Genomic DNA, 22,468 nt, shown 5'->3' with positions numbered 1-22,468 from the left:
GGATCAGATATTGCAGAAGCTTATATTTTATCAATGGACATAAGCAAGTAGCGGGCTCAAAATATCACCAGATGCAATATCTTCTCCGCATGAACCCCAGCAATCGTGTCCGCGAACTCCGAAAAAAGGCAGGCCTGAGCCAGCTTCAGCTCGCCAACCTCGCCGGCATCTCACAACCGGCCGTAAGCCAGATCGAAAACGACACACGCCCGCTTACGATTGACTGGATGCGCACGATTGCCCGCATCATCGGCTGCACACCCGCAGACCTCCTCAGTTCCGAAGACAATCCCGACCGCCTGGACGACACCGAACGCTCCCTCGTCGACGACTACCGACACGCAACCGAGCCCCAGCGAGAAATGGTTCGCCGCGTGGCAGCACCAATACCCGACCACGCACAGCGCAACAGCGACGCCGCATGATCGCCCTCCTAGCCGCACTGGTGGTCCAGGCCTTTGACATCCCTGCAGACGTACAAAGATCAATCGATGAACGCAGCGCCGCAAGCTTGCCAACAGAAGTCTACGCCAAGCCAGAAACACCTCCGCAAGACGACAAGCGCAAGCACCTTGAAGAGCTCAAAGAAGAACTTCAGAAAGCAGACAAACCAACGACGTCCGCGTTGTGGAACAAAAGTCCCGCAGACATTGAGGCAGAATTCCGCGCTGCAGCAGAGCAAGCAGCTACAAAATCGACCCTCACCGAGGCACCACCCCCTCTCTCGTTCAAGCCGCTTGACACCTCAAGCCCCCTTGACGAACCACACCATCAGTCAAAGGCCGAAGTCGAGGCCGAACAACTAGCACAAGCAGAAATGCGCGCCCAGAACGAGCGGTGGCTGGCCGAAACCCGCAAGGCACGATTTTTAGACAAGGCATTCAACTTTCTTGCCATTTGCGCCGTAATTGCCTGCATTACCCTACTAAGAAAGCGATGGCTCCCCGCAGCCAAGAGGACACTTGGCCACTTCAAGCGAAATCCCGCAATCCCTACGTGCGCCGGACTCAGCATCATCGCCGTCGACAAGCTGATGCTCTCCGATCTCGATCCGGGTACAGTTCGAAATCTACATGACGAAAACTGGATAATGATAGCGGGATGCGCAGCCGCCATCCTCGGCCTTTATTGCTGGATGACCGCAAGACTGCGACCCAAAATATAAGCTATTGACATAATATAAGCCTGAGCAATATATCTGCCCCCGTTCACACGAACGGAGGTCGCTTTGTCCTACCATTCCCATATCCATACCGAGGCTTCGACGATCGGCATCTATGCCATCGCGAAGGCCCTGGGTCGCTCTGACTACAAGGCGCGCCGCCTTGTCAGCTATGTCTCCGCCTTGGTGCGCGAGGCCAGCTTCCCGCCGCCGCTCCCCGTCCTGGTCGCCCAGCGCCTGGAACATGGCGTCACCCTGAAAAGCCAGTGGCAGCGCGATGCCGTCGACGCCTGGCTCGACAATTTCCTTCCGCCCGACAACGCTCTTGCAGTCGACCAGGCCGCCAAGAACGCGGCCGCCGCCGAGATGGATCAGGCCGCCATGGGCCTGCGCCTGGTCGCCGGAGGCCGCTCATGATCCCGCGTGCCCATATCACAACCGATCAGGCGCAGATCTTCGGTCAGGGCGACGGCATGCACGTTCCCAATCCGGGACCGGTGTTCATGAACGATCGACTGCTGATCCCGGCGCAGGGCATCTCGATGTCAGTCGACAACTGCAAGAACGTACGGACGGATGCAGTTCAGCACTTCATCTCAGTCCAGCTCTTCAACAGGTCGTCCGGCCTTTCCTTCCTGCTCACTCCGGATGGCGCCCGCGCCTTTGCAGAAGGACTCATCGAAGGTGCGGGCATGGTCGATGCGGAGATCGCCCGCCAAGCCGCCGCCGCGATCAACAAGGCCCGTCGCGCGGGAGGCGATGCATGACCATCACCGAAACCGCCGACGGCCTTGAGCCGATCCTGCCCGATGACAGCGACGCCAGCCTCGCCATGCGCGCCGAGCTTTCCAAGGCCCGCAGCATGAAGCGTATCGCCGATGCGCTCGAACAGTTGGTCGACGTCTACTCGAATGCCATCGCGGACACGGCGGCATGAACCGCCGCCTACTCCTTTGGCTGGCGCGCCTCGATGCCGGTGACCACCGCGCCCGCGCGCAGTTCCACCAGCTCGAGGCACTCACCGGCGGCCTCGCCGGCGCGCTCGCCGGCACCGCGATCGCCGTGATCATCGCCCCGGCTGTGGTCGCGCTCTTCGCCCACTTCGGGGCCGGGTGGCGATGACCCGGGCGCTGCTTGCCTTCTTCCTCGCGCTCTATCTCAGCGCGGCCCTGGGCGCGATCGTCGCGCTCGCTCGGCTCTCGCTCCAGGCGAAAGGCTGATCGCCATGAATTCGCATACGCCCCCTGCATCTGCGGCACATCGCTCCCCGGAGGAGCCACGTGAGAGGCAGGGGGCGGCAGATCCCCACGGCGGCGCCGCAGCGCCGGGTGGATCGCCCGTTACCAGTTCCCCCTCGGCCAGTTCCCCCTCGGGTCGCACCCCGCCAATGAGCGGGGCCGAGGTCGGCGCGTCCTCCCCGTCCTCTCCTCCCATCCCCACCCGGGACGGGTCTGAGGACGCGCCGCAAACTTTCGCCGGTGTTCCCGTACGCGCGATGGAAGACGTGATGGCCGCCCGGGCCGAACAGATCCTGCGCTTCGGACACACGCCCGAAGCGGACCGCGAAACGCCCGTGTGGTGCCCGCGCCCCTTCACACCCGATGGCGGCCGCTCGTTTCTCTGGCTGATCTCCAGCCACCTGCGCGCCGCCACCGATCACGCCTCCTTCGGCCGCGGTCACCTCGCGATCGTGCGCCGCAAGCTCGTCAAGACCGCCGCCCTCATCCTCGCCGCGATCGATCGTATCGACGCCGAACTGGCCCAGGATGATCGCGGCCAACCCTGAAAGGTACCGCCCCATGGCGTCCCTTCCGCCCCACCGCGTCCCGCCCGAAGCCTGGCTGATCGCGGCCATCGTTCTCGTCACCTGGCTCATCGCCATCTTCTGAAAGGAAAGCCCATGTACGACCCCCTCGATACCTGCCCCGTCAAGCCGCTCGGCGTCAGCGCGGACCTCGGCGAATGCCACTTCCGCTTGCCCGGTGGCCGCGAGGTCACCTTGCCCACCAACGGCCTCCACAAGCTGCGCATCATCGCCCTCTTCCAGGGCGACACGTCCTGGCTGGAGCAGCACTTCCCGATCATCCGCGAGACCTTCACTCGCAACGAGCCCTTCGTGGTGCGCCACAAGTACCCCGACGGGTTCGACCAGGCCGAAGCCGCCGAATGGCTCGTCGCCCACTGCGCCCGCGCCGGCATCGTGAGCAATCCGGAACCCAAGCTCGCGATCATTGCATAATGGCCGGCCCAACGACCGATGAGCTGCGTAATCTTCTTGAGGAGGTCGACAAGCTCATCACGGACCAAGACGCCACTCCCGAAGCGATAATCTCTCATCTGGTTGAGAAGCATTCGGGAAAACTGAACACCTCCGGCCACACGAACACGCTTCGTTGCGCCGGCGTTACTGGCAGCTGCACCTATTCGACCACAAATGGCCTACTGGGTAGCTGGCGCCGGAACGTTGAAAAGCGCCTGGCTCCCGAGCAGCGCGCCACGATCGGCCACAACAGCCGGAACGGCAACGCCGACGATCGCCTTCGCCAGCTCATCGAACGCATCGAGCGGCTCGAGGAGGAGAAGAAGGGGATCTCGGACGACATCCGCGACGTTTACAGCGAGGCGAAGGCCGTAGGCTATGACGCCAGGCTCATGCGCCAGATCGTCCGCCTTCGGAAAATGAAGCCGGATGACCGCCGAGAGCAGGACATGGTTCTCGAAACGTACCGCAGCGCGCTGGGGCTGGACTGATGGGCCTCATCGATCCCGCCGCCGATCTCGCCCAGGCGCACCGCAGCACCCTGCTCGCCGCCAGCCTCGCTGGCGACGCCGTGGCCGAGCTGCTCCGCTTCCACATTGAAGGGCCCATCTGCAACTGGCCCTTCAACGAAGAAGCGCACCCCGTGGCCAGGCTCGCCGAAGCCTTGCTGCGCACCGCCCGTGTCGAAGCCAGCTGCCTCGACATCCAACCCCTCGCCAAGGACTATTGCGAAAGCCTCGGCCAGCTGGCCGCCGCCTGCAGCAAGTTCCTGGATGACCAGGCCAACGGCGATCCCCTCGAAACCGAGATTGAAGAAGAGGAGCTTCCCTTCTGATGGCCCAGCAAACCACGTCCCGCATCAAGCTCAATGCCCCGCTCGGCCGAATGCCGGTCCTGCAGTTCATCCCCCCGGCCGAGCTCGCCGTCGATCGCACCTACCAGCGCTCGATCGAGGCGAGCGACAGCCAGACGCTGATCCGCCAGATTGCCCAGCACTGGAACTGGGACTTGTGCCAGCCCCTCGTCGTCGCCCGCCGCGAAACCGACCAGGGCGAGCGCCTCTTCGTCATCGATGGACAGCACCGGCTCGAGGCCGCCCGCCTGCGCGGTGATATCGGCCAGCTGCCCTGCGTCGTCGTCGCCTACGCCAGCGCGGCGGACGAGGCCGCCAGCTTCGTCCACCTCAACCAGCGCCGGCGCCCGCTGAAAGCGCTCGACTTGTTCAAGGCCGCGCTCGCCAGCGAGGACAAGGAAGCCGTCGCGATTGCCGAAGCACTCAGGGACAATGCCCTCACGCTGGCCCCGCACACCAACTACGCCAACTGGGAACCGGGTATGGTCTCCAACATCGGCGGGATCCAGGTGGCCTGGCGCAAGAGCGGAGAGCGCGCCTCGCGCTACGCCATGCGCGCCATGGCCCAGGCCTTCCAGGGCCAGGTGCTGCGTTACGCCGGCACGATCTACCCCGGTATCGTCGCCGTCTGCCTGCGCGAAACGAAGGAGGCCGATCGCTTCGATGAGCGCCGCCTGGAACGCTTCATCACCATGCTCGCCCTGCGTTCGCAGGAAGACTGGCGCAAGACCATCATGCTCTTCCACGCCGATGCCCCGGGCGGCTATGCCGATAGCGCGGCCAGCGCCCTCCTGCTGGCGTGGAAGGATGCCGCCGGCACGCCCGCTCCGATCGGCCGTCCGCGCCCCGCCCTCACCGCGCCCGAACCGAAGCTGCCCCTTGCGCCCTTCCCCGGCCGCCAGTGGTGCGACCAGTGCGACCGCCGCGTCAGCTTCGCCGAAGCCGGCGGCTGCCGTGACAAGCGCTGCTCGATCCGGAAGGAGGCCGCGTGATGTCCGGCATCACCCCGCAGGAAGAGCGCATCATGGACATGCGCGAGGCTGGCAACTCGGTCCACACGATCGCCCGTGCCCTCGGCATCAGCCTCACCGTCGTCACCCGCACCACCGGCCAGTACGGCTACACCGGCCCCGACAAGCGCCACGAAGCCGCGATGGCCCGGGGCAGCCGCCGCCTCGCCATCGCGATCGCGCTGGCCCGCAAGACTTCGGAGATGGTGGCATGAGCACCTACACTGCCATTGAGGCATGGCAAGAATTGGTCGAGTACGACGACCGCACAAGCCCTGCCGAGTACCCCAACATGGCGCTGATAACCTTCGAGGAACTGCGCATGTTCATGGCTGCTGCTCACCCGAACGGCTGCACTTGCGGGGAAATTGCCGGCGAAGATCCGCACTGCCCTCTGCATGGTGAGCCGGATGAATGCTTGGTCGACCAGATGGCACTGGCGCTGCTGAATGAGAAATCTCGTTTTTCCGGCGGCAAGGAATATCTCACCCTTGCAGGCTTGCCGGACCACCTGTGGCGCGATCAACGTAGACAAGCTCGCGTGGCGCTCGCCAGCCTCAACATTCAACCGTTGATCGAAGCAGTGCGTGGCATCGATGACGACTATCAGACGAGCAAAACGCATCACCCGGCGCACGTGCTGATCCCCGCCGCAAAATTCCATGCGATCATCGATGCCCTCGCCTTGTTAGAGGAAAGTGGGCGATGAATGACATTGCCGACAATTTGCGAAAAGTCTCCAAGGCTTTACAGACGATCATCAATCTCGGGATCGTGAGTGAACACGAGGAGGCATCGAAGAAAGCCAATGAAACCTTCAAGGTTCTGGCTGGAATCCCCCTCTTAGGGGCCGATCGCATCGAAGAGCTACAAGCCGCGCTCACAGCAGCCCAGGTTGAAATCGGTCGTCTTCGTGGACGCCAACACATCCCACTGGTTGACCAGAATGGGAGAGAGGTTGGAAGAGAGTTCCTTTCGTTCGGCGAACTCCACCGCCACGAAGTACATGTCGACGATGATGGAACCACATGGACTCGCCCGACCGCGTGGGCATACCGACAGGCTTGTATAGCCCTCACCGCCAAGACTGCGCAGGCTGAGGAACTTGCGGAGGCGTTAGAAGCTCTGCTGGATGATGAACCGTGTCAATACGACCATCACGGTTACTGCCAATCTCATTTCATTTCTAATCCCTGCGAAATGGCTACGGCCCGCGCCGTCCATGCCAAGTACAAGGAGGGCGGGCGTTGACATGCCCCCACCACGCCTACCCCGACGTGTCCTGGTCGGACTTGCGCACCGAGATCCTGCGCGAGATCGCCACCCGCAAGGTCAACCTCTTTGCCCTGGTCACCAAGGGCCGGATCACGCGCGAGGAAGCGGACTACGAACAGGACGTGATGAACGCGATCCTGGAAGATGCAGAGCGCTTCCGCAAAGCATTGGCTCCGGTTGACCAGGGCAAGCCCATGATCAATCCGCTGCGGGTAGAGCGTGCCGAGGGCTCGAGCCAGCACGACTACACCTGGCACCAGCGCCGCGCGGCGCTGACGCGCGAGCTTGAATACCGCCAGCGCCTCTACCCCGAGATGATCCGCAAGGGCCGTCTCACGCAGGACCAGGCCAATCTCTACACCCGCCGCCTCACCGCCATGCGCGGCCTCTACGAGTACGGCTACGACTACGCCCCCAGCTTCCCCGACGATCGCGCTCCCAGCGGCACCTGGAGCGAATGGCTGGCGATCCTCACCGACATCGATGCCCGCGACGGCACCACCCTCGCCGGGCCAAGGCCGTCATGAACCTGCCCACACCGGATCCCGATTGCGCGATCTGCCAAGGCACCGGCGCGGCCGACCATTCCCACTTCGCGATGGACCCATGCCCTCGCTGCGCACCGGACGCCTTCCGGCATTTCAAATGGAGAAATACGTTGACGTCATTTATCGGCACCAAGCGGCTCGAAGCCAGGCCGCTCTCGCTGGGCGACTATAACAACTACCGTGGCTGGACGATCCCCGCCGGCCAGGATCCGGCGCAGCCGGGCTACCTCGTGAAATACGAAGATGGCTACGAAAGCTGGTCGCCCAAGCAGATCTTCGACGCGGCCTATAATCCGCTCGACGCAATGACCTTTGGCCATGCTGTCGAAATGATGAAGGCGGGCCTTCGGGTCACTCGCGCGGGCTGGAATGGCGCCGGCATGTTCGCCTATCTCGTTCCCGAAGCGAGCTATCCGGTCCAGACGGGCGCCGCGAAGGAACACTTCGGCGAGGGAGCCATGGTCCCCTATCGCGCATACCTCGCGCTCAAGACCGCGCAGGGCGACGTCGCGACGTGGCAGCCCAGCGCCTCGGATGTTCTGGCAACTGACTGGAGTGTGGCCGCATGACCGACCAGATCCACCCCGCACCGCAGGAATTCAGTGATCTGGAACTGAGCCAGGACCATATCCTGCGCTACTTCCACTACAGCCACCTGCCCGAAAAGCTGCAGGCCGCAAGCAAGCCGTTCTGCGACCTGGCCGCGCACATCGTCACCACGCTGCCCCGTAACCCCGAACGCACCGTGGCCCTGCGCAAGCTGCTCGAGGCGAAGGATGCGGCCGTGCGGGCGAACGTTCAGTGAGCGCCCCTCACATTGAGCGCATGATCGAGGAGGCCGATCAGCTCTCAGGCCGTATCGAAAAACTTGGCGCGTTCCTCGCCGGGCAGATCTACCCACTCCTTCCGGAAGAAGAACAGACGCTGCTCAGCGCCCAGTGCGGCGCGATGACGGCCTACTTGCAGATCCTCACCTTACGCGTCTCGCGCGCAACCGGCGTCCCGCTCTAGAATGATAGCTTCCTCGGGTGGCAAGCAACTGTCACCCGAGACTATCCCCTCCGCTGCGCCAGATATTCGGCAAGCTCGCGAACACGCCGCCACTCACCCCACGCTGCGGAACCTCCGAATAGGATCATATAGAGCAACGTTGAGACCACACGATTTGGGGTAAAAAATCCATGCCCCCGGTGCCAGATCGAAGGATAGGCACCGCTTCCGATCAGAATTGCAATTCCGATCAGGATGCCCAAAGCGACCCATCCGAACCGTCCACTTTCATGGGCAGCCACGTAGCTGAAAAGCATGCCCTAGAATGCGATGCCAACGAAATAAATCCAACTCAAGTCGCAGCTCCAAATGTGATCGATGGATGCGGGCATCTAATGCTTTAACCCCTATCGCCAAGCCAGCAAAATTTACCTATTCATGTCGACCAATGGCTGGAGAACACGATGTCAACGAAGAAAGAATTGCTCGCTGAAAATATCGTCGAGATTTGCGAACGTGAAAACATTGCACTGGTCTACTTTGACGGACAAATGATCCCACTGACAAAGGCCACGCAGCACCCTGAATACCCTGGACTCATTATCGGGGAGCTCAAAAACGAAGACCCGATCATGATTAACCTCGATGCCATCACTGCCGTTGTCGAAAAAGTCCGGTACAACGCATAATGACTTTCCTAGTTTGACAATCACCAGGGGCGGGAGCAACCTCTCGCCCCACATTCCCGCGTCGGCATCCGGCCGCGCGATCGGTCACCTGAAAGGACCCATGGCCATGGCCGCCCAAGATCCCTCCACCCAGCTCACCTACTGGAACGAAGCCGTCCAGCTCCTCGGCGGCCAGCGCCCTGCGGCGCGCACGCTCGGCTGCAACGAACGCACCATCCGCGCCCTGTGCTCGGGCGAACGCAACTTGCACGATGGCTGGCTCAAGGACATCTCCAGCGCCCTGCTCCAGCACGCGAGCGCCTGCCGCAACCTGGAACGCAAGCTCTCCCCCGACTTCAGCGGCAATCTCACGGCCGATCAGGCCAAGGGCAAGGACCACAACTGGCGCCGCGACCACATACCCAAAGAAGAAGCCAGCCTCATCCGACTGATGCAGATCGATCACTTCCAGAAGATGGAGGCTCATTGGGAGGGCGCGCGCTGGAAGATCGGCCGTTCATTCTGGGCAAGACTTTGTGCGGAGGCGGCGCAAGTGCAAAGCGTCAAGGTAACGAACCGGTCAGTGCTCGGCCTCCCTTACGAAATCGTGGAAGACGACATGGTCGACCACCGGAAGGGCTTCCTCCTCGAGGAGGCAGTCTAACCATGGCCCAGATCCGCATCCCCTGCCTCGTGCCCAAGACCAACAAGGCCGGCATCACCAGCTGGTACTGGCAACCCAGCAAGACCCTGAAGGAAGCAGGCTGGCGCCCGCTCTCGCTGGGCAAGGACCAGGCGCTGGCGATCCAGGCCGCCAACTTGCGCAACGCTGAAGTCAAGCGCTGGAAGGCGGGCGAAGGTACGCTCGAGCATATCCAGAAGCGCGCGCAGGCAGGAACCCTCTCAGCCCTGATCGCCCGCTACCGCCGCGATCGGCTCGACAAGGTCGAAGGCGGCAAGCGCGTGATCGCGCAGAGCACCGCCGGCACCTACAATACCAGCCTCCGCCGGCTCGAGGCCTGGGCAGGAAAGCACCCCCTCGCCTTCATCACGCGCCAGCGGGTCTTGCGCCTGCGCGATATCATGATGGGGCCCGAGGATCAGGGCGGCATCGGCCATCATGCCGCGCACCAGACGCTCAAGATGGGGCGCACTCTGTTCAAGTTTGCGCTCGACAACGAAATGGTGGAGCGCAACCCGTTCGAAAAGTTCGGCCTCGATGCGCCTGCCCCGCGTGATGTCGTCTGGTCAGCGCCGGCGCGCGAAGCCATGATCCTTGCCGCCTACGAATGCGGCCGCCCCAGCATGGCCCTGGCGATCATGCTGGGCTTTGCCACTGGTCAGCGCGAACAGGATTACCTGGCGCTCTCCCAGCGCCAGTATGTTGCCATCCCCGAACACAAGATGCAGCCAGAAGACTTCGCGACCCTCGCGGCCATGGCCCCCAACGGGATCCCCATGGGCATCCGCGTGCGCCAGAAGAAGACCAACGCCTGGGTGGAGGTTCCCGTGGTCGGCAACGTGCGCTGGGCGATCGAAGACAACATTCGCGTGGCCCAGGCTGGTGGCGCCGCCACGATCCTTCTCGATGATACCCGGGGCAATGACGGCAAAGCCGCCGTGTTCCACGGCCCCAATGGCCAGAAGCGCTTCCAGCATGACTTCGCCGATATCCGCGATGAAGCGATCCAGGCCGCAATCTTCGATGGCGAAACGGAACTCGCGACCGAGCTCGCCCGCCTCCACTTCTCGGACCTGCGCCGCACCTGCGTGGTCTACCTGGGCGAGCTGGGCATGGATGCCCACCTGATCGCCGGCGTCACGGGCCACGATATCGATGAGACCCAGCGGATCCTGAGGGTCTACATGCCCCGCACCACCGGCCGCGCCGCCCGCGCGATCGCCCTGGCCAGCGTCCGCGAAGCCAAGCGCAACGAGAAGAAGGCTAAGAGCGCATGACGGATCACATTTGGATTAAGATCGGAGGGCTTCGCCAGGGCCGCATGCATGCCCAAGCCTTGAAGTTCCTCGATAAGCTTGAGAGCCCGACAGAGACAGATCTGGAACAAGCCTTTGCCGATCTGAGAACCCACGGTATTGCCATCGCCAAGGATGGAAAAAGAATAGACCCCGCTGAATTCCAAGGAGGAAAGGACGCCGAAGTTCTAGGCGTGGACGAGTGGCCTGTAGATCGTTCCAACAAATCTCCCAAATAGGGGCAATGTTGGAACGATTTACGCCGGAAAAACCGCAGAAACCCGTTATTATTTAACCTTAGAAGGCTCGTGCTCTATCCAGCTGAGCTACGGGCGCGCACCTCGGCGCTCATAGCGCGCTTCGTCTTCCGCGCAAACCGCTTGGTGGATGCAATCAACGCTTTGTTTGGACTGCAAGGCAGGTTAGGCAAAGCGCCATGGAACAGCCGCCGCACCACGCTTCCCCTTCCCTCTCCCGCATCGATGGCCAAACCGGCGCCCGGCGCCACTTTCGCTATTTCGACTATGCCATGGCGGCGTTCGTCGCGATCCTGCTGTTGTCCAACCTTATCGGGGCGGCCAAGCTCTCGACCGTTGGAGGATGGACCTTCGGGGCCGGAATCCTTTTCTTTCCGGTAAGTTACGTCCTGGGCGACGTACTGACCGAGGTCTACGGCTATGCCAACGCGCGGCGCTGCGTGTGGGTCGGCTTCTTCGCGCTCATCTTCATGGCGTTCATGAGCTTCGTCGTCGTCGCCATGCCGCAATCGGCCGACTGGGGTTGTTCGGCGAGCGCCGATCCCCTGCTGGCCGACGCCGTCGCGCGCAGCAATGCCGGCACCATCTGCCAGGCTACCTATGTCTCGGTCTTCGGCAGCACCTGGCGCATCGTCGCCGCCTCGGTGATCGCCTTCTGGGCCGGCGAATTCGTCAATTCCTACGTCATGGCCAAAATGAAGGTGTGGACCAAGGGTCGCCACCTGTGGACGCGCACCATCGGATCGACCGTGTTCGGACAGGCCATGGACAGCGCGATCTTCTATCCGGTCGCCTTCCTCGGCGTCTGGACCGGGCAGTCGATCCTGACCGTGATGCTCACCAACTGGGCGCTCAAGGTGCTGTGGGAAGTGGTCCTAACCCCCCTCACCTACCTCGTCGTCAACTGGCTCAAGCGGCGCGAGGGCGTCGACGTCTTCGACGACAACCTCGACTTCTCGCCCTTCGCCAAGACCGAGGCCGTCTGACCCGCGACTTGGCAAGAGGCCCCATCAGCGGCTAGGCCGCGGCTTCGATGCTAGACCGCCTGCTCCTTTCCCGCTTCCGCAACCACCGCGAGACCGTGCTCGAGGGAGCCGCGCAGTTCAACCTGCTGGTCGGCGAGAACGGCGCGGGCAAGACCAACGTGCTCGAGGCGATCAGCCTGCTCGCTCCGGGGCGGGGTCTGCGGCGCGCCGCGCTGACCGACATTCCCGCCCGCGATGGCACGCGGCGGGACGAAGGGGCGGGCTTTGCGGTCAGCGCCGACCTCCTGTTCCGCGATGCGGGTACGGTGCGCCTGGGCACGGGGGCCTCGGCCGATCGGCCTACCCGCCGGCTGGTGCAGGTGAACGGCGCGCAGGCGAGCGCTGCGTCGCTCGCCGAATGGCTCTCGATCGGGTGGCTGACCCCGGCGATGGATCGCCTCTTCACCGAGAGCGCGGGCGGCCGGCGCCGCTTTCTCGATCGCCTCGTCCTTGCTCTGCGGCCCGGGCACGCGAGCCACTGTGCGCGGCTCGAGAACGCACTTCGGGAACGCAACCGCATGCTTTGTGACCCGCGCACGCCCGATCCCTGGTGGCTCGATGCCATCGAATTGCAGATTGCCGAAGCCGGCAGCGCCGTCGCGCAGGCCCGCAGCGAACTGATCGAACGGCTCGAGGCCGTCCTCGCCACGCTTCCCGACAGCCCTTTCGCGCGGCCCAGGCTCACCTATCGTCCAGGAGGTCCGATCGAGGCCGAACCGCTGGCCGCAGACTTGCGCGAGGGGCGTGCCCGCGAGCGCGCCGCGCAGCGCACGCTGATCGGCCCCCACCGCGACGAGATCGAAGTCACCATGGCCAGCAAGGGCCAGGCCGCGGCCGAATGCTCGACCGGTGAGCAGAAGGCCATGCTGATCGCGTTGGTGCTCGCCCATTCGCATCTGCTCGAAAGCAATGGCGAGACCCGGCCAAGGCTGCTCCTGCTCGACGAAGTGGCCGCGCATCTCGATCCCGTCCGGCGCGAGGCACTGTTCGATCGCCTGCGCCAGGGCGCGGCGCAAGTCTGGCTGACGGGCACCGAGACGGCGCCCTTTGCGCCGATCCTGGGGGAAGCCGCCGTCTGGCGAGTCGAGAACGGCACGGTCGCCCGGTCGTGACGCCGCCACGCCGATCTCATCGGCGTGGCGGCGTCACAACGAAAGTCAGGCCGCGTCCTTGATCTCGACGAGCGTGAGCCCGAAGTGGAGGTCCTCGCCCGCCAGCGGGTGATTACCGTCCACGGTCACCGCGTCCTCGCCGATTTCCGTGATCACCAGATTTACGGTCGAGCCGTCCTGCTGACGCGCGCCCAGTTCCATGCCGACCTGCGGTTCAGGCTCGGGCGGCAGGTTCACGCGCGGGATCTGCACGACCATTTCCTCGCGGCGCGGCCCGAAGGCATCGGCTGCGGCCACCATCACATCCTGCTCGCCGCCCACTTCCATGCCGATGAGCGCGGCCTCGACCTGGGGAAAGATTTCCGTCCCCCCGATGACGACCGTCTGGGGCCCCTGTTCCTCGGTGCTGCCGACAACCTGGCCCGCACTGGTACGCACCACGAAGTTGATGAGCACGGTGTCCCCGTTTTTTGCGATCTGCATAGATGTTCCTTCAGAATTCGTCATTGGGATGCGGCGCACCCAAGGCAGCGCGCATCGCTCGTTCGACACCGGGAATGCCCCGCGCCGGCGTGAGGGCAAGGTCGCGGCTGCAAGCACGCCCTTGCCCGAAGACTACTTGGGAGCTTTCGCGTGATCTTCAACCGCCGGCTTGCGCGACGGGCGGCAGCGCAGCCACCACGTCGTCGAGGGTCGCCGCGACGATCGCGTCGACACCGATCGCCGTGGGATGCACGTGATCGCCCTGGAGCAGATCGGGCTTGTCGATTACCGGCTGGAGGAAAAAGGGCACCAGGGCGACGTGCTGTTCCTGTGCGATCTGCGGGTATATCGGATTGAATTGCGCGGCATAGTCCTTGCCGAGGTTGGGCGCGGCCAGCATGCCCAGCAGCAGGACGCGGATATCGTCCTTCTTCAGCCGCTCGACGATGGCGGAAAGATTGCGGCGCGTTTCCTCCGGCGGGAGCGAGCGCAACATGTCGTTGCCGCCCAGGCTGATGATCGCCAGTTCGGGCTTCTCGGACTGGCTCTGAAGCGTGAAATCGAGCCTCTGCAGCCCCGCCGCCGTGGTATCCCCGGAGACGCCTGCATTGGCGATCCGCGCGTTCACGCCCCGCGCGCGCAGCGCCTGTTCCAGCCGCGCGGGATAACTCTCGCCGTCCTTCAGGCCATAGCCCGCGAGGAGCGAATCCCCGAAGGCCAGGATCGCGTGTTCGCGGCCCATGACCGGCATGTCCGCCGGCAGGTCGGCGGAAACCTGCGTCGGCTCGGCCGCTGGCGGGCTGGAGGAATTGCAGGCCGCAAGCAACGCCAGCGGCAACACGGTCAGCGCGAATTTCAGGCGGCTCAAGGGCTTCTCCGTCGACGACAGGCTTGTGGAACAGCAATTTACCCCCCCATATGGGGCACGTGACGCCAACTTCCCACTCCCCCTCGCCCGGACTTCGTTCCCAAACCGCAATCGACGCGCGCGACGTGCGCCTGACGTTGGGAGAAGGGACAAGCGCCGTCGAAATCCTCAAGGGCATCGACCTCGCCGTGCCGCAGGGGCAGACCCTCGCGCTGCTCGGCCCTTCGGGTTCGGGCAAGTCCTCGCTGATGTCGGTGCTCTGCGGCCTCGAGCGCGCCACCTCGGGCACGCTGCAGGTTGCGGGCGAGGATTTTGGAGGCATGGACGAGGATGGCCTCGCCCGCGCGCGCCGGGGCCGCATCGGCGTGGTCCTCCAGGCCTTTCACCTGCTGCCCACGATGACCGCGCTGGAAAACGTTGCCACCCCGCTCGAGCTGGCCGGCCTGCCCCAGCCGCGCGCACGCGCCGAAGAGGAACTGCACGCGGTCGGCCTAGGCCATCGCCTCTCGCACTATCCCGCACAACTTTCCGGCGGCGAGCAGCAACGCGTGGCGATCGCCCGCGCGCTGGCGCCGCGCCCCGTCCTCGTCTTCGCCGACGAGCCGACCGGAAACCTCGACCATGCCACCGGCGAAGCCATCGTCGAACTGCTTTTCGCGCGCCGTGCCGAAGCCCGCGCGACGCTGGTCATGATCACCCACGACGAAGCCCTCGCCCGGCGCTGCGAGCGCGTGGTGACGATTGCCGACGGAATGATCGCGAGCGACGTTCTTGGCCACTGACATGCGCGCCGACCTGCCCGCAGGCACGTTGCCCTGGCGCACGGCCTGGACAATCGCCCGGCGCGACCTGAACGCGCGCTTCAAGGGCCTGCGGCTTTTGCTGGTCTGCCTGTTCCTGGGCGTCGGCGCGCTCGCCGCGATCGGCACGCTGACCGGCTCGGTCGAGCATGAGCTCACCGCGCGCGGCCGCGAGGTGCTGGGCGGCGACCTGGAACTGCGCATGTGGCAGCGCGGACCGACCCCGGCGGAACGCGCGGCTCTGAAGCGGATGGGAACGGTTTCCGAAGGCACCCGCATGCAGGCGATCGCGCGCAAGGGCGACCGCACCGCCCCCGTCGCGCTCAAGGCCGTCGACGCGCGCTGGCCGCTCTACGGCAAGCTTCTGCTTACCGATGGCCGCCGCGTGGGTGCGCCCAAGGCAGGTACGGTCTGGATCGCGCGCGGAACCGCCGCCCGCCTCGGTATTGCCAGGGGCGACCGCTTCACGCTCGGCGGCGAGCCGGTCACCGTCGGCGGCATCATCCAGAGCGATCCCGAACAGCTGTCCGAAGGCTTCGCACTGGGCGATCTGACGATCGCACCGGAAAATCTGCCACAAGAGGCCGGGCTCACCACGCCCGGCGCGATGTACCGCAGCGCCGTTCGCGTGCGCTTCGCCGATCCCGCGCGCGATGCGGCCAAGGCCGCCGATGCGCTGACCGGCCAATTCGGCAAGGACGCCTTCGAAGTGCGCACCCACGAGGCCGCCTCGCCTTCGACCGCGCGCTTCGTCGAACGCATGGGACAATTCCTGATCCTGGTCGGACTGGCCGCGCTCGTGATCGCCGGCATCGGCATTGGCGGCGGTGTCTCGTCCTACCTCGAGGCGCGTCGCACCTCGATCGCCACGCTCAAGGTTCTGGGCGCGACGAGCCGCGACATCGCGCGCATCTACATCCTCCAGATCGGCAGCGCGGCGCTCGCCGGAAGCCTCGCCGGGCTCCTCGCCGGGGTCCTCGCCACGCCCCTGCTCGCCCGCGCATTGGCAGGGCTGCTTCCGGTCGACACCGGCTACACGGTGTCGCTGCCCGCGCTCGCCACCGCAGGCGCCTATGGATTGCTGGTGGCGCTGGTCTTTGCCGCCCCGCCCCTTGCCAGGGCGCGCGAATACCCCGCGATGGCGCTGATGCGCGCGCGCGTTGCTCCCCTTTCCGCCGGCCTTCGCGCAATCGCCCTGCCGGTGGGGCTCGGACTTCTGGCCATCGTCGCGCTTGCCCTCGTCAATGCCGCGCAGCCGCTCGTCTCGCTCGGCTTCCTGGGCGGCGCGGCGCTCATGCTTGGGCTGCTCGCCGTGCTCGGCCTGGCCATTCGCAAGGTGGCCGCGCGCCTGCCTCGCCCGCGCGATCCGATGGTCCGCGCCGGATTGGCCAACCTCTCGCGCCCCGGCGCGCAGACCGGCGCGATGGTCACCGCGCTGGGCTTCGGTCTTTCCGCCTTCGTCCTGATCGCGGCCGTCCAGACCAGCCTCGATGCCAACATGCGCCGCACGGTCCCCCAGCGCGCGCCCGACTACTTCGTGCTCGACATTCCTCAGGCAGGTGCCGAGGCTTTCCGCGCGACGGTAACCCGGACATTGCCCGGCGCCAGCCTTCGCATGGTTCCCAACTTGCGTGGCCGGATCGTCGCCTATGGCCCCAAGGGCGCCATGACCCGCGTCGCCGATCTCGGCGATGACCAGCCCGACGGAGCCTGGGCGCTCAAGGGCGAGCGCGGCCTCACATATGCCGACACCGTTCCCGAGGGCAGTACGGTGACCCAAGGCGCCTGGTGGCCCCGCAATTACGCGGGCGAGCCCCTGGTCTCGATCGACGAGAAATTTGCCGAAGCCGTCGGACTGAAACCGGGAGACTACCTCACGGTCAGCCTGCTGGGCGTCGAGCGCACCGCGCGCATCGCCTCGCTGCGCCGGATCGATTGGGACACGATGGGCTTCAACTTCGTGATGGTGTTCTCCCCCAACACGCTGGCCGCTGCGCCGCACAACCTGGCCGCCACCATCGAGACCGCCAAGCCCGATGCCTCATCCGACTTCCTGCCGGTGCTCGCCCGCGAATTTCCCTCCAGCTCGGTCATCGAAACCGGCGCCCTGCTTACCGAAGCGCGTGGGCTGCTCGACCAGATGACGCTGGCGATCCTGGCCACCGCCTCGGTCGCGGTGCTTGCCGGACTGGCCGTGCTCCTGGGCGCCATCGCCGCCGCACGCGCCAGCCGCACTTACGACAACGTGATCTTGCGCGTGCTGGGTGCCAGCCGCCGCCAATTGCTGGTGTTGCAGGTCACCGAATACGGCATTCTGGCCGCCGTACTCGGTCTCGTCGCGCTGGGGCTGGGCAGCGCCATGGCGTGGCTGGTGATCACCCGCCTGTTCGAATTCGACTGGCTTCCCGACTGGCCCCGCGTCCTGCTGGTGCTGGCCGCGGGGCTGGCCCTCGTCCTCGTCTTCGCGCTGGGCGGCTCGCTGCCCTTGCTCCGGGCGAGGCCCGCAAGCGCCCTGCGCGAACTCTAGGTTCCGGTCAGGCGAAGATGTCGGCCCCTTCGGCCACTTCGTGCGGATCACGGGTCTTGTAGACCAGTGTTCCCGCAAGAATGTCGTGCAGGCCCTGCTTGCGCTCGGTGAACGCCACCATGATATAGCCGATGCACAGGATGAGGCCGGACAGGATCTTGCCAAAATAGCGCCCCGTGGCCCGGCCGAAGCTGATGCGTTGCCCCGCGACGTCCGTCACGATGAGACCGATCGCGAGCTTGCCCACCGTCCCCTGGAACTTGGAGCTCTCCATCAACGCGAAATAGAGCCACTGCGCGATGAACATGAAACCAAACAACCCGGCAAACGCGGGACCGAAGGCATCCGGATCCTGCATGTCGGCCATGTAGGTCGAGACCGACAGGCCGAAACCGAAGATTCCCCCCAGCACGGACAAGGCCACCTGCAGGATGATGTAATCGATGAGATAGGCGAGAACCCGCCACCAAAAGCCGCCAAACGGTACCATAGACCCCCCAATACATTTCCAACGACCCGGGAAACGACCGGGTCTCGTGGCCCGACGATCACACGTAGGCCGCACATTTTCAAAGATTATCTTCGAAAATCTCGGCATTTTGCCAAGGCAAACATTTGCAGCACGACGTGTCCCGCCCACGAACTGCAAAGCGCACGGAGCTTGCCGCGGTGCGACATTTCCGTTAAGGGCGCGCGGATTCTGTGAGGCGATTGGGCCTTGCACGACGCCCCTCTTATTCGAAGGCCCACGCATGTCCGCCCCGCTTCCCTTGCGCAATATCGCGATCATTGCGCACGTCGACCATGGCAAGACCACGCTCGTCGACCAGCTTTTCCGCCAGTCCGGCACCTTCCGTGACAACCAGCGCATCGAAGAACGCGCCATGGACTCCAACGACCTCGAAAAGGAACGCGGGATCACCATTCTCGCGAAGCCGACCTCGATCGAGTGGAACGGTTACCGCATCAACATCGTCGACACCCCCGGCCACGCCGACTTCGGCGCCGAGGTGGAACGCATTCTCTCGATGGTCGACGGCGTCGTCCTGCTCGTGGACTCGTCGGAAGGCGCCATGCCGCAGACCAAGTTCGTGACCGGCAAGGCGCTCGGCCTCGGCCTCAAGCCGATCGTCGTCGTCAACAAGATCGACCGTCCCGACGGCCGCGCCGACGAAGTGCTCAACGAAGTCTTCGACCTCTTCGTCAGCCTCGATGCCAACGACGAGCAGCTCGACTTCCCGGTGCTCTACGCCTCAGGCCGCAACGGCTACGCCAGCGATGACATCGAAGCGCGCGAAGGCACGCTGGAGCCGCTGTTCCAGCTCATCACCAAGCACGTGCCCGCGCCCGCGCTCGAAGTCGACGCGCCCTTCTCGTTCCTTGCAACGCTGCTCGACCGCGACAACTTCATGGGCCGCGTGCTGACCGGCCGCGTGCAGTCGGGCGTCGTCAAGATCAACGACCCGATCCGCGCGCTCGACCGTGACGGCAAGGTGATCGAAGTGGGCCGCGCCTCCAAGCTCATGACCTTCCGCGGTCTCGAGCGCGTTCCCGTCGAGGAAGCGCGCGCGGGTGACATCATCGCGCTCGCCGGTCTCGAGAAGGCGACCGTCGCCAACACCATCGCCGCCCCCGAAGTGGTCGACCCGATCGCCGCGCAGCCGATCGACCCGCCGACGCTGGCGATGCGCTTTGCCGTCAACGACAGCCCGCTCGCGGGCCGCGAAGGCGACAAGGTGACGAGCCGCCTGATCCGTGACCGCCTGATGCGCGAAGCGGAAACCAACGTCGCCATCCGCGTCACCGAGAGCGAGGACAAGGACAGCTTCGAAGTCGCCGGTCGCGGCGAACTGCAGCTGGGCGTCGTGATCGAAACGATGCGCCGCGAAGGCTTCGAACTGGGCATCTCGCGTCCGCGCGTGCTGTTCAAGGAAGACGAGAACGGTGGCCGCACCGAGCCTTACGAAACCGTCGTGATCGACGTCGACGACGAGCACTCGGGCACGGTCGTCGAGAAGATGCAACGCCGCAAGGCCGAGCTGACCGACATGCGTCCCTCGGGCCTGGGCAAGACCCGCATCACCTTCTCGGCGCCTTCGCGCGGCCTCATCGGCTACCACGGCGAGTTCCTCTCGGACACGCGCGGCACCGGCATCATGAACCGCCTCTTCGAGAAGTACGGCCCCTACAAGGGCGCCATCGAAGGCCGCCTCAACGGCGTGCTGATCTCGAACGGCGACGGTGAAGCCAACGCGTACGCGCTCAACAACCTGGAAGACCGCGGCATCCTCTTCGTCGGTCCTTCGGAAAAGCTCTACGAGGGCATGATCATCGGCGAAAACGCCAAGCCCGATGACCTCGAAGTGAACCCGATGAAGGCCAAGCAGCTGAGCAACGTACGCTCGTCGGGCAAGGACGACGCCATCCGCCTCACCCCGCCCAAGATCATGACGCTCGAGCAGGCGATCGCCTATATCGACGACGACGAAATGGTCGAAGTGACCCCGCAGTCGATCCGCCTGCGCAAGGTCTACCTCGACCCCAACGAGCGCAAGCGCATGAGCCGCAAGAAGGCCGACGCCTAAATCTCCGCATGCGCGCAGATTGACGCAAGATCAGGAAACCCCGCCGCGCCTCATGCGTAGCGGGGTTTCCTCGTTTTCACGCCGAACACGCATCCTGGAAAGCCACCTCGCGGTAGTGGCCGAGAATGGCCTCGGCCCAGCTGTCCTCGCTATGGCACAATTCCCGATAGCGGCTGAAGCCAGCTTCGGAGAAGGAACGGGCCAGGCTATCGTCGGCGTGGAGACGCGCGATTGCCGCCGCGAACGCCGCGATGTCGCCCGTGTCGAGCGCCAGGCCGAAGCCGGCCCCCGCGATCTCGGCCCCGACAAGCGACTTGCGATCGACGATCACCGGAACGCCCGAACCGATCGCCTCGAAGGCGACCAGCCCGAACGGCTCCGCCCAACGGCTGGGCATGACCGCCACCCGCGCCTCTTGCAGCGCCTGCGCCACCCCCTTTCGATCGAGACGCCCGAGAAAGCGCGCGTCGGGATTGAGAGCACGCACTCTCGCGCACTCGGCGCCATCCCCGACGAAGGTGATCGCAACCCCCGCCGCGCGGGCGGCAAGCGCCGCCAGATCCGCCCCCTTCTCGCGTGATATTCGCCCGACGAACACCACGCCCGCGCACCTCTCTACCTCGACCCGTACCGAGCAAGGCGGGGATACCGGGTTGCGTACCGCGAAAAGCTTCTCGGGAGACCAACCGCCCTGACGAAACAGACGATCCTGGCGCGGATGGATCAGCAGGGCCCGATTGGCCCAGTCGACGCCCCCCAGCCAATGCCGGCGCAGGCGCTCGCGCCCCGACCGCCAGGCCTTGAAGAGGCCCGAGGACTTGTCGCACTGGGTGACGAGACATTCGCGCCCGAGAGGCGCCCGCGAACAGGCACGTTCGCGCCGAAAATCGAAGAAGGCGCCATTGGGGCAGGTGTTGAAATAGTCGTGCCCGTGCAGGATCAGCCGCGCGGCGACCGGTCGCAGGGCCGCGAACACGGCGGGAGACAGTGTCTGCGCCCAACCGTGGAGGTGATAGACCGTGCGCGGCGTGTCGTTCGCCGTGATCCATTCGCGCACACGGCGCGCCACCAAGGGGTTGTGAAGGCCCTTTGTCAGGGCCTCGAGCCTGGGCTGCTGCAACAGCGCCTTGCCCCCAAGCGCCACGAATTCCACGTCCTTCCGGATGAAATTGGCCCCCGCATCGCCAGCAATGAAGGTGACCGGCACCGATCGGGCCCTTAGCTGCGCGATCAGAACCTGGACGAGATGGGACGCGCCACCAAGCGCTTCGCTGAAATCGTGCAGGATGACGACGCGATCGGGCATGGGACCCACGCTTCTGCCAGGCCCCCCCGGCGCCACTCTCCGCCTCGCGCCCTTCTCGCCCCTGGCATCGCTCGTACTTGCGGCATACCCGCCGTCCACGCCCCCGAGCCCCCTGATCTCGCCGCTAGAAATAGCGCGCTCCGATCCGCACCGTATCGCCAGGCATGACCGAGGCCGCGCTGGTCAAGGCGTAGGCACGTTCTTCGGCATCGCGCGCATGGCGGATGTAGACGACCTTCTCGTTCGCGCGATAGGTAAAGCCCCCCGCCTTGGCCACGAGCGCGTGAACCGACATGCGCTGTGCATAGCCATATTCACCGGGCCGCGACACTTCGCCCAGAATGAACACCGGCCGGAATTCGATCATCGTCAGGCTGAGGCGCGCGTCGCGCACGTATTGCGCACCGAGCACCGCGGTGAGCTCCTCGCGGGCCTGTTCGAGCGATTTGCCCACGATCGCAAAGTCTCCCAGCATCGGAATGACGATGTTGCCCTGGTCATTGACGACGTAGTCTCCCGAAAGGCTTTCCTCGCGGAACACCTGCAACTTGACCTTGTCGCCCGGTTCGAGGCGATATTCGACCCGATTTGCCGGAGGAAGTGTTTGATCGGTAAGCTGCCCACTACAGCCCATCAAAGCCAGCGTGCCCGCCAGCAGCAGCATTCGAAGCGACATGGTACTTCCTTTCGTTCGCGGAAAAATCGTGGACTTGTGCCTATTCCGGAGCGGCAGGTCCCACGTGCCCTAGCGGCGGCTGCAAT

General features: G+C 64.7%; 32 protein-coding genes. 27 read left to right on the top strand and 5 right to left on the bottom strand.

All coding sequences use genetic code 11. From position 1 onward, the window contains the following. The first annotated feature begins 71 nt into the window (after positions 1-71). From HT136_RS01340 to recF, 24 genes are all read left to right on the top strand, one after another. Positions 72-425 carry a helix-turn-helix domain-containing protein gene (locus tag HT136_RS01340; protein WP_214196959.1) on the top strand — a complete coding sequence of 118 codons (354 nt, stop codon included), beginning with the start codon at positions 72-74 and terminating at the stop codon, positions 423-425. Further along, positions 422-1,165 carry a hypothetical protein gene (locus HT136_RS01335; RefSeq protein ID WP_214196958.1) on the top strand — a complete coding sequence of 248 codons (744 nt, stop codon included), beginning with the start codon at positions 422-424 and terminating at the stop codon, positions 1,163-1,165. Before HT136_RS01340 ends, HT136_RS01335 begins: the two co-directional genes overlap by 4 nt. Positions 1,166-1,228: 63 nt before the next feature. Beyond that, on the top strand, positions 1,229-1,579 hold the full coding sequence (locus HT136_RS01330; RefSeq protein WP_214196956.1) for a hypothetical protein: 351 nt from the start codon (positions 1,229-1,231) through the stop codon (positions 1,577-1,579). Then, positions 1,576-1,929 carry a hypothetical protein gene (locus HT136_RS01325; protein ID WP_214196955.1) on the top strand — a complete coding sequence of 118 codons (354 nt, stop codon included), beginning with the start codon at positions 1,576-1,578 and terminating at the stop codon, positions 1,927-1,929. The genes HT136_RS01330 and HT136_RS01325 overlap by 4 nt, the downstream gene beginning before the upstream one ends. Further along, positions 1,926-2,099, top strand: coding sequence for a hypothetical protein (locus HT136_RS01320; protein WP_214196953.1), 174 nt, complete (start codon positions 1,926-1,928; stop codon positions 2,097-2,099). Before HT136_RS01325 ends, HT136_RS01320 begins: the two co-directional genes overlap by 4 nt. Further along, positions 2,096-2,284 carry a hypothetical protein gene (locus HT136_RS01315; protein ID WP_214196951.1) on the top strand — a complete coding sequence of 63 codons (189 nt, stop codon included), beginning with the start codon at positions 2,096-2,098 and terminating at the stop codon, positions 2,282-2,284. The genes HT136_RS01320 and HT136_RS01315 overlap by 4 nt, the downstream gene beginning before the upstream one ends. 385 nt (positions 2,285-2,669) lie before the next feature. After that, positions 2,670-2,948 (top strand): hypothetical protein, encoded by a 279-nt coding sequence (locus tag HT136_RS01310; protein ID WP_214196949.1) that lies wholly within the window; start codon positions 2,670-2,672, stop codon positions 2,946-2,948. Between the two features lie 114 nt (positions 2,949-3,062). Beyond that, a complete protein-coding gene (locus HT136_RS01305; protein WP_214196947.1) occupies positions 3,063-3,401 on the top strand; it encodes a hypothetical protein in 339 nt (112 codons plus the stop codon). A gap of 260 nt (positions 3,402-3,661) precedes the next feature. Then, positions 3,662-3,913, top strand: coding sequence for a GapR family DNA-binding domain-containing protein (locus HT136_RS01300; protein WP_214197204.1), 252 nt, complete (start codon positions 3,662-3,664; stop codon positions 3,911-3,913). Next, complete coding sequence (locus tag HT136_RS01295; protein ID WP_214196946.1) at positions 3,913-4,257, top strand: hypothetical protein; 345 nt, start codon at positions 3,913-3,915, stop codon at positions 4,255-4,257. Before HT136_RS01300 ends, HT136_RS01295 begins: the two co-directional genes overlap by 1 nt. Then, on the top strand, positions 4,257-5,267 hold the full coding sequence (locus HT136_RS01290; RefSeq protein WP_214196944.1) for a DUF6551 family protein: 1,011 nt from the start codon (positions 4,257-4,259) through the stop codon (positions 5,265-5,267). The genes HT136_RS01295 and HT136_RS01290 overlap by 1 nt, the downstream gene beginning before the upstream one ends. Next, positions 5,267-5,500 (top strand): hypothetical protein, encoded by a 234-nt coding sequence (locus tag HT136_RS01285; protein ID WP_214196942.1) that lies wholly within the window; start codon positions 5,267-5,269, stop codon positions 5,498-5,500. Before HT136_RS01290 ends, HT136_RS01285 begins: the two co-directional genes overlap by 1 nt. Next, positions 5,497-5,994, top strand: a complete 498-nt coding sequence (locus HT136_RS01280) for a hypothetical protein (protein ID WP_214196940.1) — start codon at positions 5,497-5,499, stop codon at positions 5,992-5,994. Before HT136_RS01285 ends, HT136_RS01280 begins: the two co-directional genes overlap by 4 nt. After that, entirely contained in the window at positions 5,991-6,536 is a 546-nt protein-coding gene (locus HT136_RS01275) for a hypothetical protein (protein ID WP_214196939.1), read from the top strand. Before HT136_RS01280 ends, HT136_RS01275 begins: the two co-directional genes overlap by 4 nt. Next, a complete protein-coding gene (locus HT136_RS01270; RefSeq protein WP_214196937.1) occupies positions 6,533-7,087 on the top strand; it encodes a hypothetical protein in 555 nt (184 codons plus the stop codon). The genes HT136_RS01275 and HT136_RS01270 overlap by 4 nt, the downstream gene beginning before the upstream one ends. A gap of 131 nt (positions 7,088-7,218) precedes the next feature. Then, on the top strand, positions 7,219-7,677 hold the full coding sequence (locus HT136_RS01265; RefSeq protein WP_214196935.1) for a DUF2829 domain-containing protein: 459 nt from the start codon (positions 7,219-7,221) through the stop codon (positions 7,675-7,677). Then, positions 7,674-7,913 (top strand): hypothetical protein, encoded by a 240-nt coding sequence (locus HT136_RS01260; RefSeq protein ID WP_214196933.1) that lies wholly within the window; start codon positions 7,674-7,676, stop codon positions 7,911-7,913. The genes HT136_RS01265 and HT136_RS01260 overlap by 4 nt, the downstream gene beginning before the upstream one ends. Continuing rightward, complete coding sequence (locus tag HT136_RS01255; protein WP_214196931.1) at positions 7,910-8,119, top strand: crAss001_48 related protein; 210 nt, start codon at positions 7,910-7,912, stop codon at positions 8,117-8,119. Before HT136_RS01260 ends, HT136_RS01255 begins: the two co-directional genes overlap by 4 nt. A 443-nt stretch (positions 8,120-8,562) precedes the next feature. Then, positions 8,563-8,787: a hypothetical protein gene (locus HT136_RS01250; RefSeq protein WP_214196929.1), complete on the top strand. Its 225-nt coding sequence runs from the start codon at positions 8,563-8,565 to the stop codon at positions 8,785-8,787. Between the two features lie 106 nt (positions 8,788-8,893). Continuing rightward, on the top strand, positions 8,894-9,430 hold the full coding sequence (locus HT136_RS01245) for a hypothetical protein (RefSeq protein WP_214196927.1): 537 nt from the start codon (positions 8,894-8,896) through the stop codon (positions 9,428-9,430). A 2-nt stretch (positions 9,431-9,432) separates the two neighbouring features. Beyond that, a complete protein-coding gene (locus tag HT136_RS01240) occupies positions 9,433-10,725 on the top strand; it encodes a site-specific integrase (RefSeq protein ID WP_214196925.1) in 1,293 nt (430 codons plus the stop codon). Beyond that, positions 10,722-10,982 carry a hypothetical protein gene (locus HT136_RS01235; RefSeq protein ID WP_214196923.1) on the top strand — a complete coding sequence of 87 codons (261 nt, stop codon included), beginning with the start codon at positions 10,722-10,724 and terminating at the stop codon, positions 10,980-10,982. The genes HT136_RS01240 and HT136_RS01235 overlap by 4 nt, the downstream gene beginning before the upstream one ends. 197 nt (positions 10,983-11,179) lie before the next feature. Next, the gene (locus HT136_RS01230; RefSeq protein ID WP_214196922.1) at positions 11,180-11,986 is read left to right on the top strand and encodes a queuosine precursor transporter; all 807 of its coding nucleotides are present in this window, start codon (positions 11,180-11,182) and stop codon (positions 11,984-11,986) included. 47 nt (positions 11,987-12,033) lie between these two features. After that, on the top strand, positions 12,034-13,137 hold the full coding sequence (gene recF, locus HT136_RS01225; RefSeq protein ID WP_214196920.1) for a DNA replication/repair protein RecF: 1,104 nt from the start codon (positions 12,034-12,036) through the stop codon (positions 13,135-13,137). A gap of 45 nt (positions 13,138-13,182) precedes the next feature. Here the strand turns inward: recF and HT136_RS01220 are convergent, their stop codons facing one another. Together HT136_RS01220 and HT136_RS01215 are read right to left on the bottom strand one after the other, a co-directional pair. Next, positions 13,183-13,620, bottom strand: a complete 438-nt coding sequence (locus tag HT136_RS01220) for an FKBP-type peptidyl-prolyl cis-trans isomerase (protein WP_214196918.1) — start codon at positions 13,618-13,620, stop codon at positions 13,183-13,185. Positions 13,621-13,777: 157 nt separating this feature from the next. Continuing rightward, positions 13,778-14,488, bottom strand: a complete 711-nt coding sequence (locus tag HT136_RS01215; protein ID WP_246543240.1) for an arylesterase — start codon at positions 14,486-14,488, stop codon at positions 13,778-13,780. A 50-nt stretch (positions 14,489-14,538) separates the two neighbouring features. Between HT136_RS01215 and HT136_RS01210 the strand changes: the two genes are divergently transcribed. Both HT136_RS01210 and HT136_RS01205 read left to right on the top strand, forming a co-directional pair. Next, positions 14,539-15,270: an ABC transporter ATP-binding protein gene (locus tag HT136_RS01210; protein ID WP_214196916.1), complete on the top strand. Its 732-nt coding sequence runs from the start codon at positions 14,539-14,541 to the stop codon at positions 15,268-15,270. 1 nt (position 15,271) lies between these two features. Further along, a complete protein-coding gene (locus HT136_RS01205) occupies positions 15,272-17,815 on the top strand; it encodes an ABC transporter permease (RefSeq protein WP_214197201.1) in 2,544 nt (847 codons plus the stop codon). A 7-nt stretch (positions 17,816-17,822) separates the two neighbouring features. Here HT136_RS01205 and HT136_RS01200 read toward each other — a convergent pair whose 3' ends face one another. After that, a complete protein-coding gene (locus HT136_RS01200; RefSeq protein WP_214196915.1) occupies positions 17,823-18,305 on the bottom strand; it encodes an RDD family protein in 483 nt (160 codons plus the stop codon). Positions 18,306-18,567: 262 nt separating this feature from the next. Between HT136_RS01200 and typA the strand changes: the two genes are divergently transcribed. Next, positions 18,568-20,400 carry a translational GTPase TypA gene (typA, locus tag HT136_RS01195; protein ID WP_214196913.1) on the top strand — a complete coding sequence of 611 codons (1,833 nt, stop codon included), beginning with the start codon at positions 18,568-18,570 and terminating at the stop codon, positions 20,398-20,400. Positions 20,401-20,476: 76 nt separating this feature from the next. Here the strand turns inward: typA and HT136_RS01190 are convergent, their stop codons facing one another. Beyond that, positions 20,477-21,706, bottom strand: coding sequence for a glycosyltransferase family 4 protein (locus HT136_RS01190; RefSeq protein WP_214196911.1), 1,230 nt, complete (start codon positions 21,704-21,706; stop codon positions 20,477-20,479). 124 nt (positions 21,707-21,830) lie between these two features. Next, the gene (locus HT136_RS01185; protein ID WP_246543239.1) at positions 21,831-22,382 is read right to left on the bottom strand and encodes a polysaccharide biosynthesis/export family protein; all 552 of its coding nucleotides are present in this window, start codon (positions 22,380-22,382) and stop codon (positions 21,831-21,833) included. Positions 22,383-22,468: the final 86 nt, after the last annotated feature.

The organism is Novosphingobium profundi (assembly GCF_018491765.1).
Lineage (GTDB): Bacteria > Pseudomonadota > Alphaproteobacteria > Sphingomonadales > Sphingomonadaceae > Novosphingobium > Novosphingobium profundi.
The sequence above is the reverse complement of the archived record's forward strand: the minus strand, read 5'-3'. Positions and strand labels throughout refer to the sequence as shown.

Excerpts from the sequence above, each read along its gene's own strand:
- HT136_RS01245 (WP_214196927.1), top strand. The coding sequence starts at position 8,894 with ATGGCCGCCCAAGATCCCTCCACCCAGCTCACCTACTGGAACGAAGCC.
- typA (WP_214196913.1), top strand. The coding sequence starts at position 18,568 with ATGTCCGCCCCGCTTCCCTTGCGCAATATCGCGATCATTGCGCACGTC.
- HT136_RS01205 (WP_214197201.1), top strand. The coding sequence starts at position 15,272 with ATGCGCGCCGACCTGCCCGCAGGCACGTTGCCCTGGCGCACGGCCTGG.
- HT136_RS01220 (WP_214196918.1), bottom strand. The coding sequence starts at position 13,620 with ATGCAGATCGCAAAAAACGGGGACACCGTGCTCATCAACTTCGTGGTG.
- HT136_RS01305 (WP_214196947.1), top strand. The coding sequence starts at position 3,063 with ATGTACGACCCCCTCGATACCTGCCCCGTCAAGCCGCTCGGCGTCAGC.
- HT136_RS01240 (WP_214196925.1), top strand. The coding sequence starts at position 9,433 with ATGGCCCAGATCCGCATCCCCTGCCTCGTGCCCAAGACCAACAAGGCC.
- HT136_RS01260 (WP_214196933.1), top strand. The coding sequence starts at position 7,674 with ATGACCGACCAGATCCACCCCGCACCGCAGGAATTCAGTGATCTGGAA.
- recF (WP_214196920.1), top strand. The coding sequence starts at position 12,034 with ATGCTAGACCGCCTGCTCCTTTCCCGCTTCCGCAACCACCGCGAGACC.
- HT136_RS01250 (WP_214196929.1), top strand. The coding sequence starts at position 8,563 with ATGTCAACGAAGAAAGAATTGCTCGCTGAAAATATCGTCGAGATTTGC.
- HT136_RS01310 (WP_214196949.1), top strand. The coding sequence starts at position 2,670 with ATGGCCGCCCGGGCCGAACAGATCCTGCGCTTCGGACACACGCCCGAA.
- HT136_RS01285 (WP_214196942.1), top strand. The coding sequence starts at position 5,267 with ATGTCCGGCATCACCCCGCAGGAAGAGCGCATCATGGACATGCGCGAG.
- HT136_RS01340 (WP_214196959.1), top strand. The coding sequence starts at position 72 with ATGCAATATCTTCTCCGCATGAACCCCAGCAATCGTGTCCGCGAACTC.
- HT136_RS01315 (WP_214196951.1), top strand. The coding sequence starts at position 2,096 with ATGAACCGCCGCCTACTCCTTTGGCTGGCGCGCCTCGATGCCGGTGAC.
- HT136_RS01295 (WP_214196946.1), top strand. The coding sequence starts at position 3,913 with ATGGGCCTCATCGATCCCGCCGCCGATCTCGCCCAGGCGCACCGCAGC.
- HT136_RS01235 (WP_214196923.1), top strand. The coding sequence starts at position 10,722 with ATGACGGATCACATTTGGATTAAGATCGGAGGGCTTCGCCAGGGCCGC.
- HT136_RS01325 (WP_214196955.1), top strand. The coding sequence starts at position 1,576 with ATGATCCCGCGTGCCCATATCACAACCGATCAGGCGCAGATCTTCGGT.
- HT136_RS01190 (WP_214196911.1), bottom strand. The coding sequence starts at position 21,706 with ATGCCCGATCGCGTCGTCATCCTGCACGATTTCAGCGAAGCGCTTGGT.
- HT136_RS01210 (WP_214196916.1), top strand. The coding sequence starts at position 14,539 with ATGGGGCACGTGACGCCAACTTCCCACTCCCCCTCGCCCGGACTTCGT.
- HT136_RS01320 (WP_214196953.1), top strand. The coding sequence starts at position 1,926 with ATGACCATCACCGAAACCGCCGACGGCCTTGAGCCGATCCTGCCCGAT.
- HT136_RS01335 (WP_214196958.1), top strand. The coding sequence starts at position 422 with ATGATCGCCCTCCTAGCCGCACTGGTGGTCCAGGCCTTTGACATCCCT.
- HT136_RS01230 (WP_214196922.1), top strand. The coding sequence starts at position 11,180 with ATGGAACAGCCGCCGCACCACGCTTCCCCTTCCCTCTCCCGCATCGAT.
- HT136_RS01200 (WP_214196915.1), bottom strand. The coding sequence starts at position 18,305 with ATGGTACCGTTTGGCGGCTTTTGGTGGCGGGTTCTCGCCTATCTCATC.
- HT136_RS01275 (WP_214196939.1), top strand. The coding sequence starts at position 5,991 with ATGAATGACATTGCCGACAATTTGCGAAAAGTCTCCAAGGCTTTACAG.
- HT136_RS01290 (WP_214196944.1), top strand. The coding sequence starts at position 4,257 with ATGGCCCAGCAAACCACGTCCCGCATCAAGCTCAATGCCCCGCTCGGC.
- HT136_RS01280 (WP_214196940.1), top strand. The coding sequence starts at position 5,497 with ATGAGCACCTACACTGCCATTGAGGCATGGCAAGAATTGGTCGAGTAC.
- HT136_RS01185 (WP_246543239.1), bottom strand. The coding sequence starts at position 22,382 with ATGTCGCTTCGAATGCTGCTGCTGGCGGGCACGCTGGCTTTGATGGGC.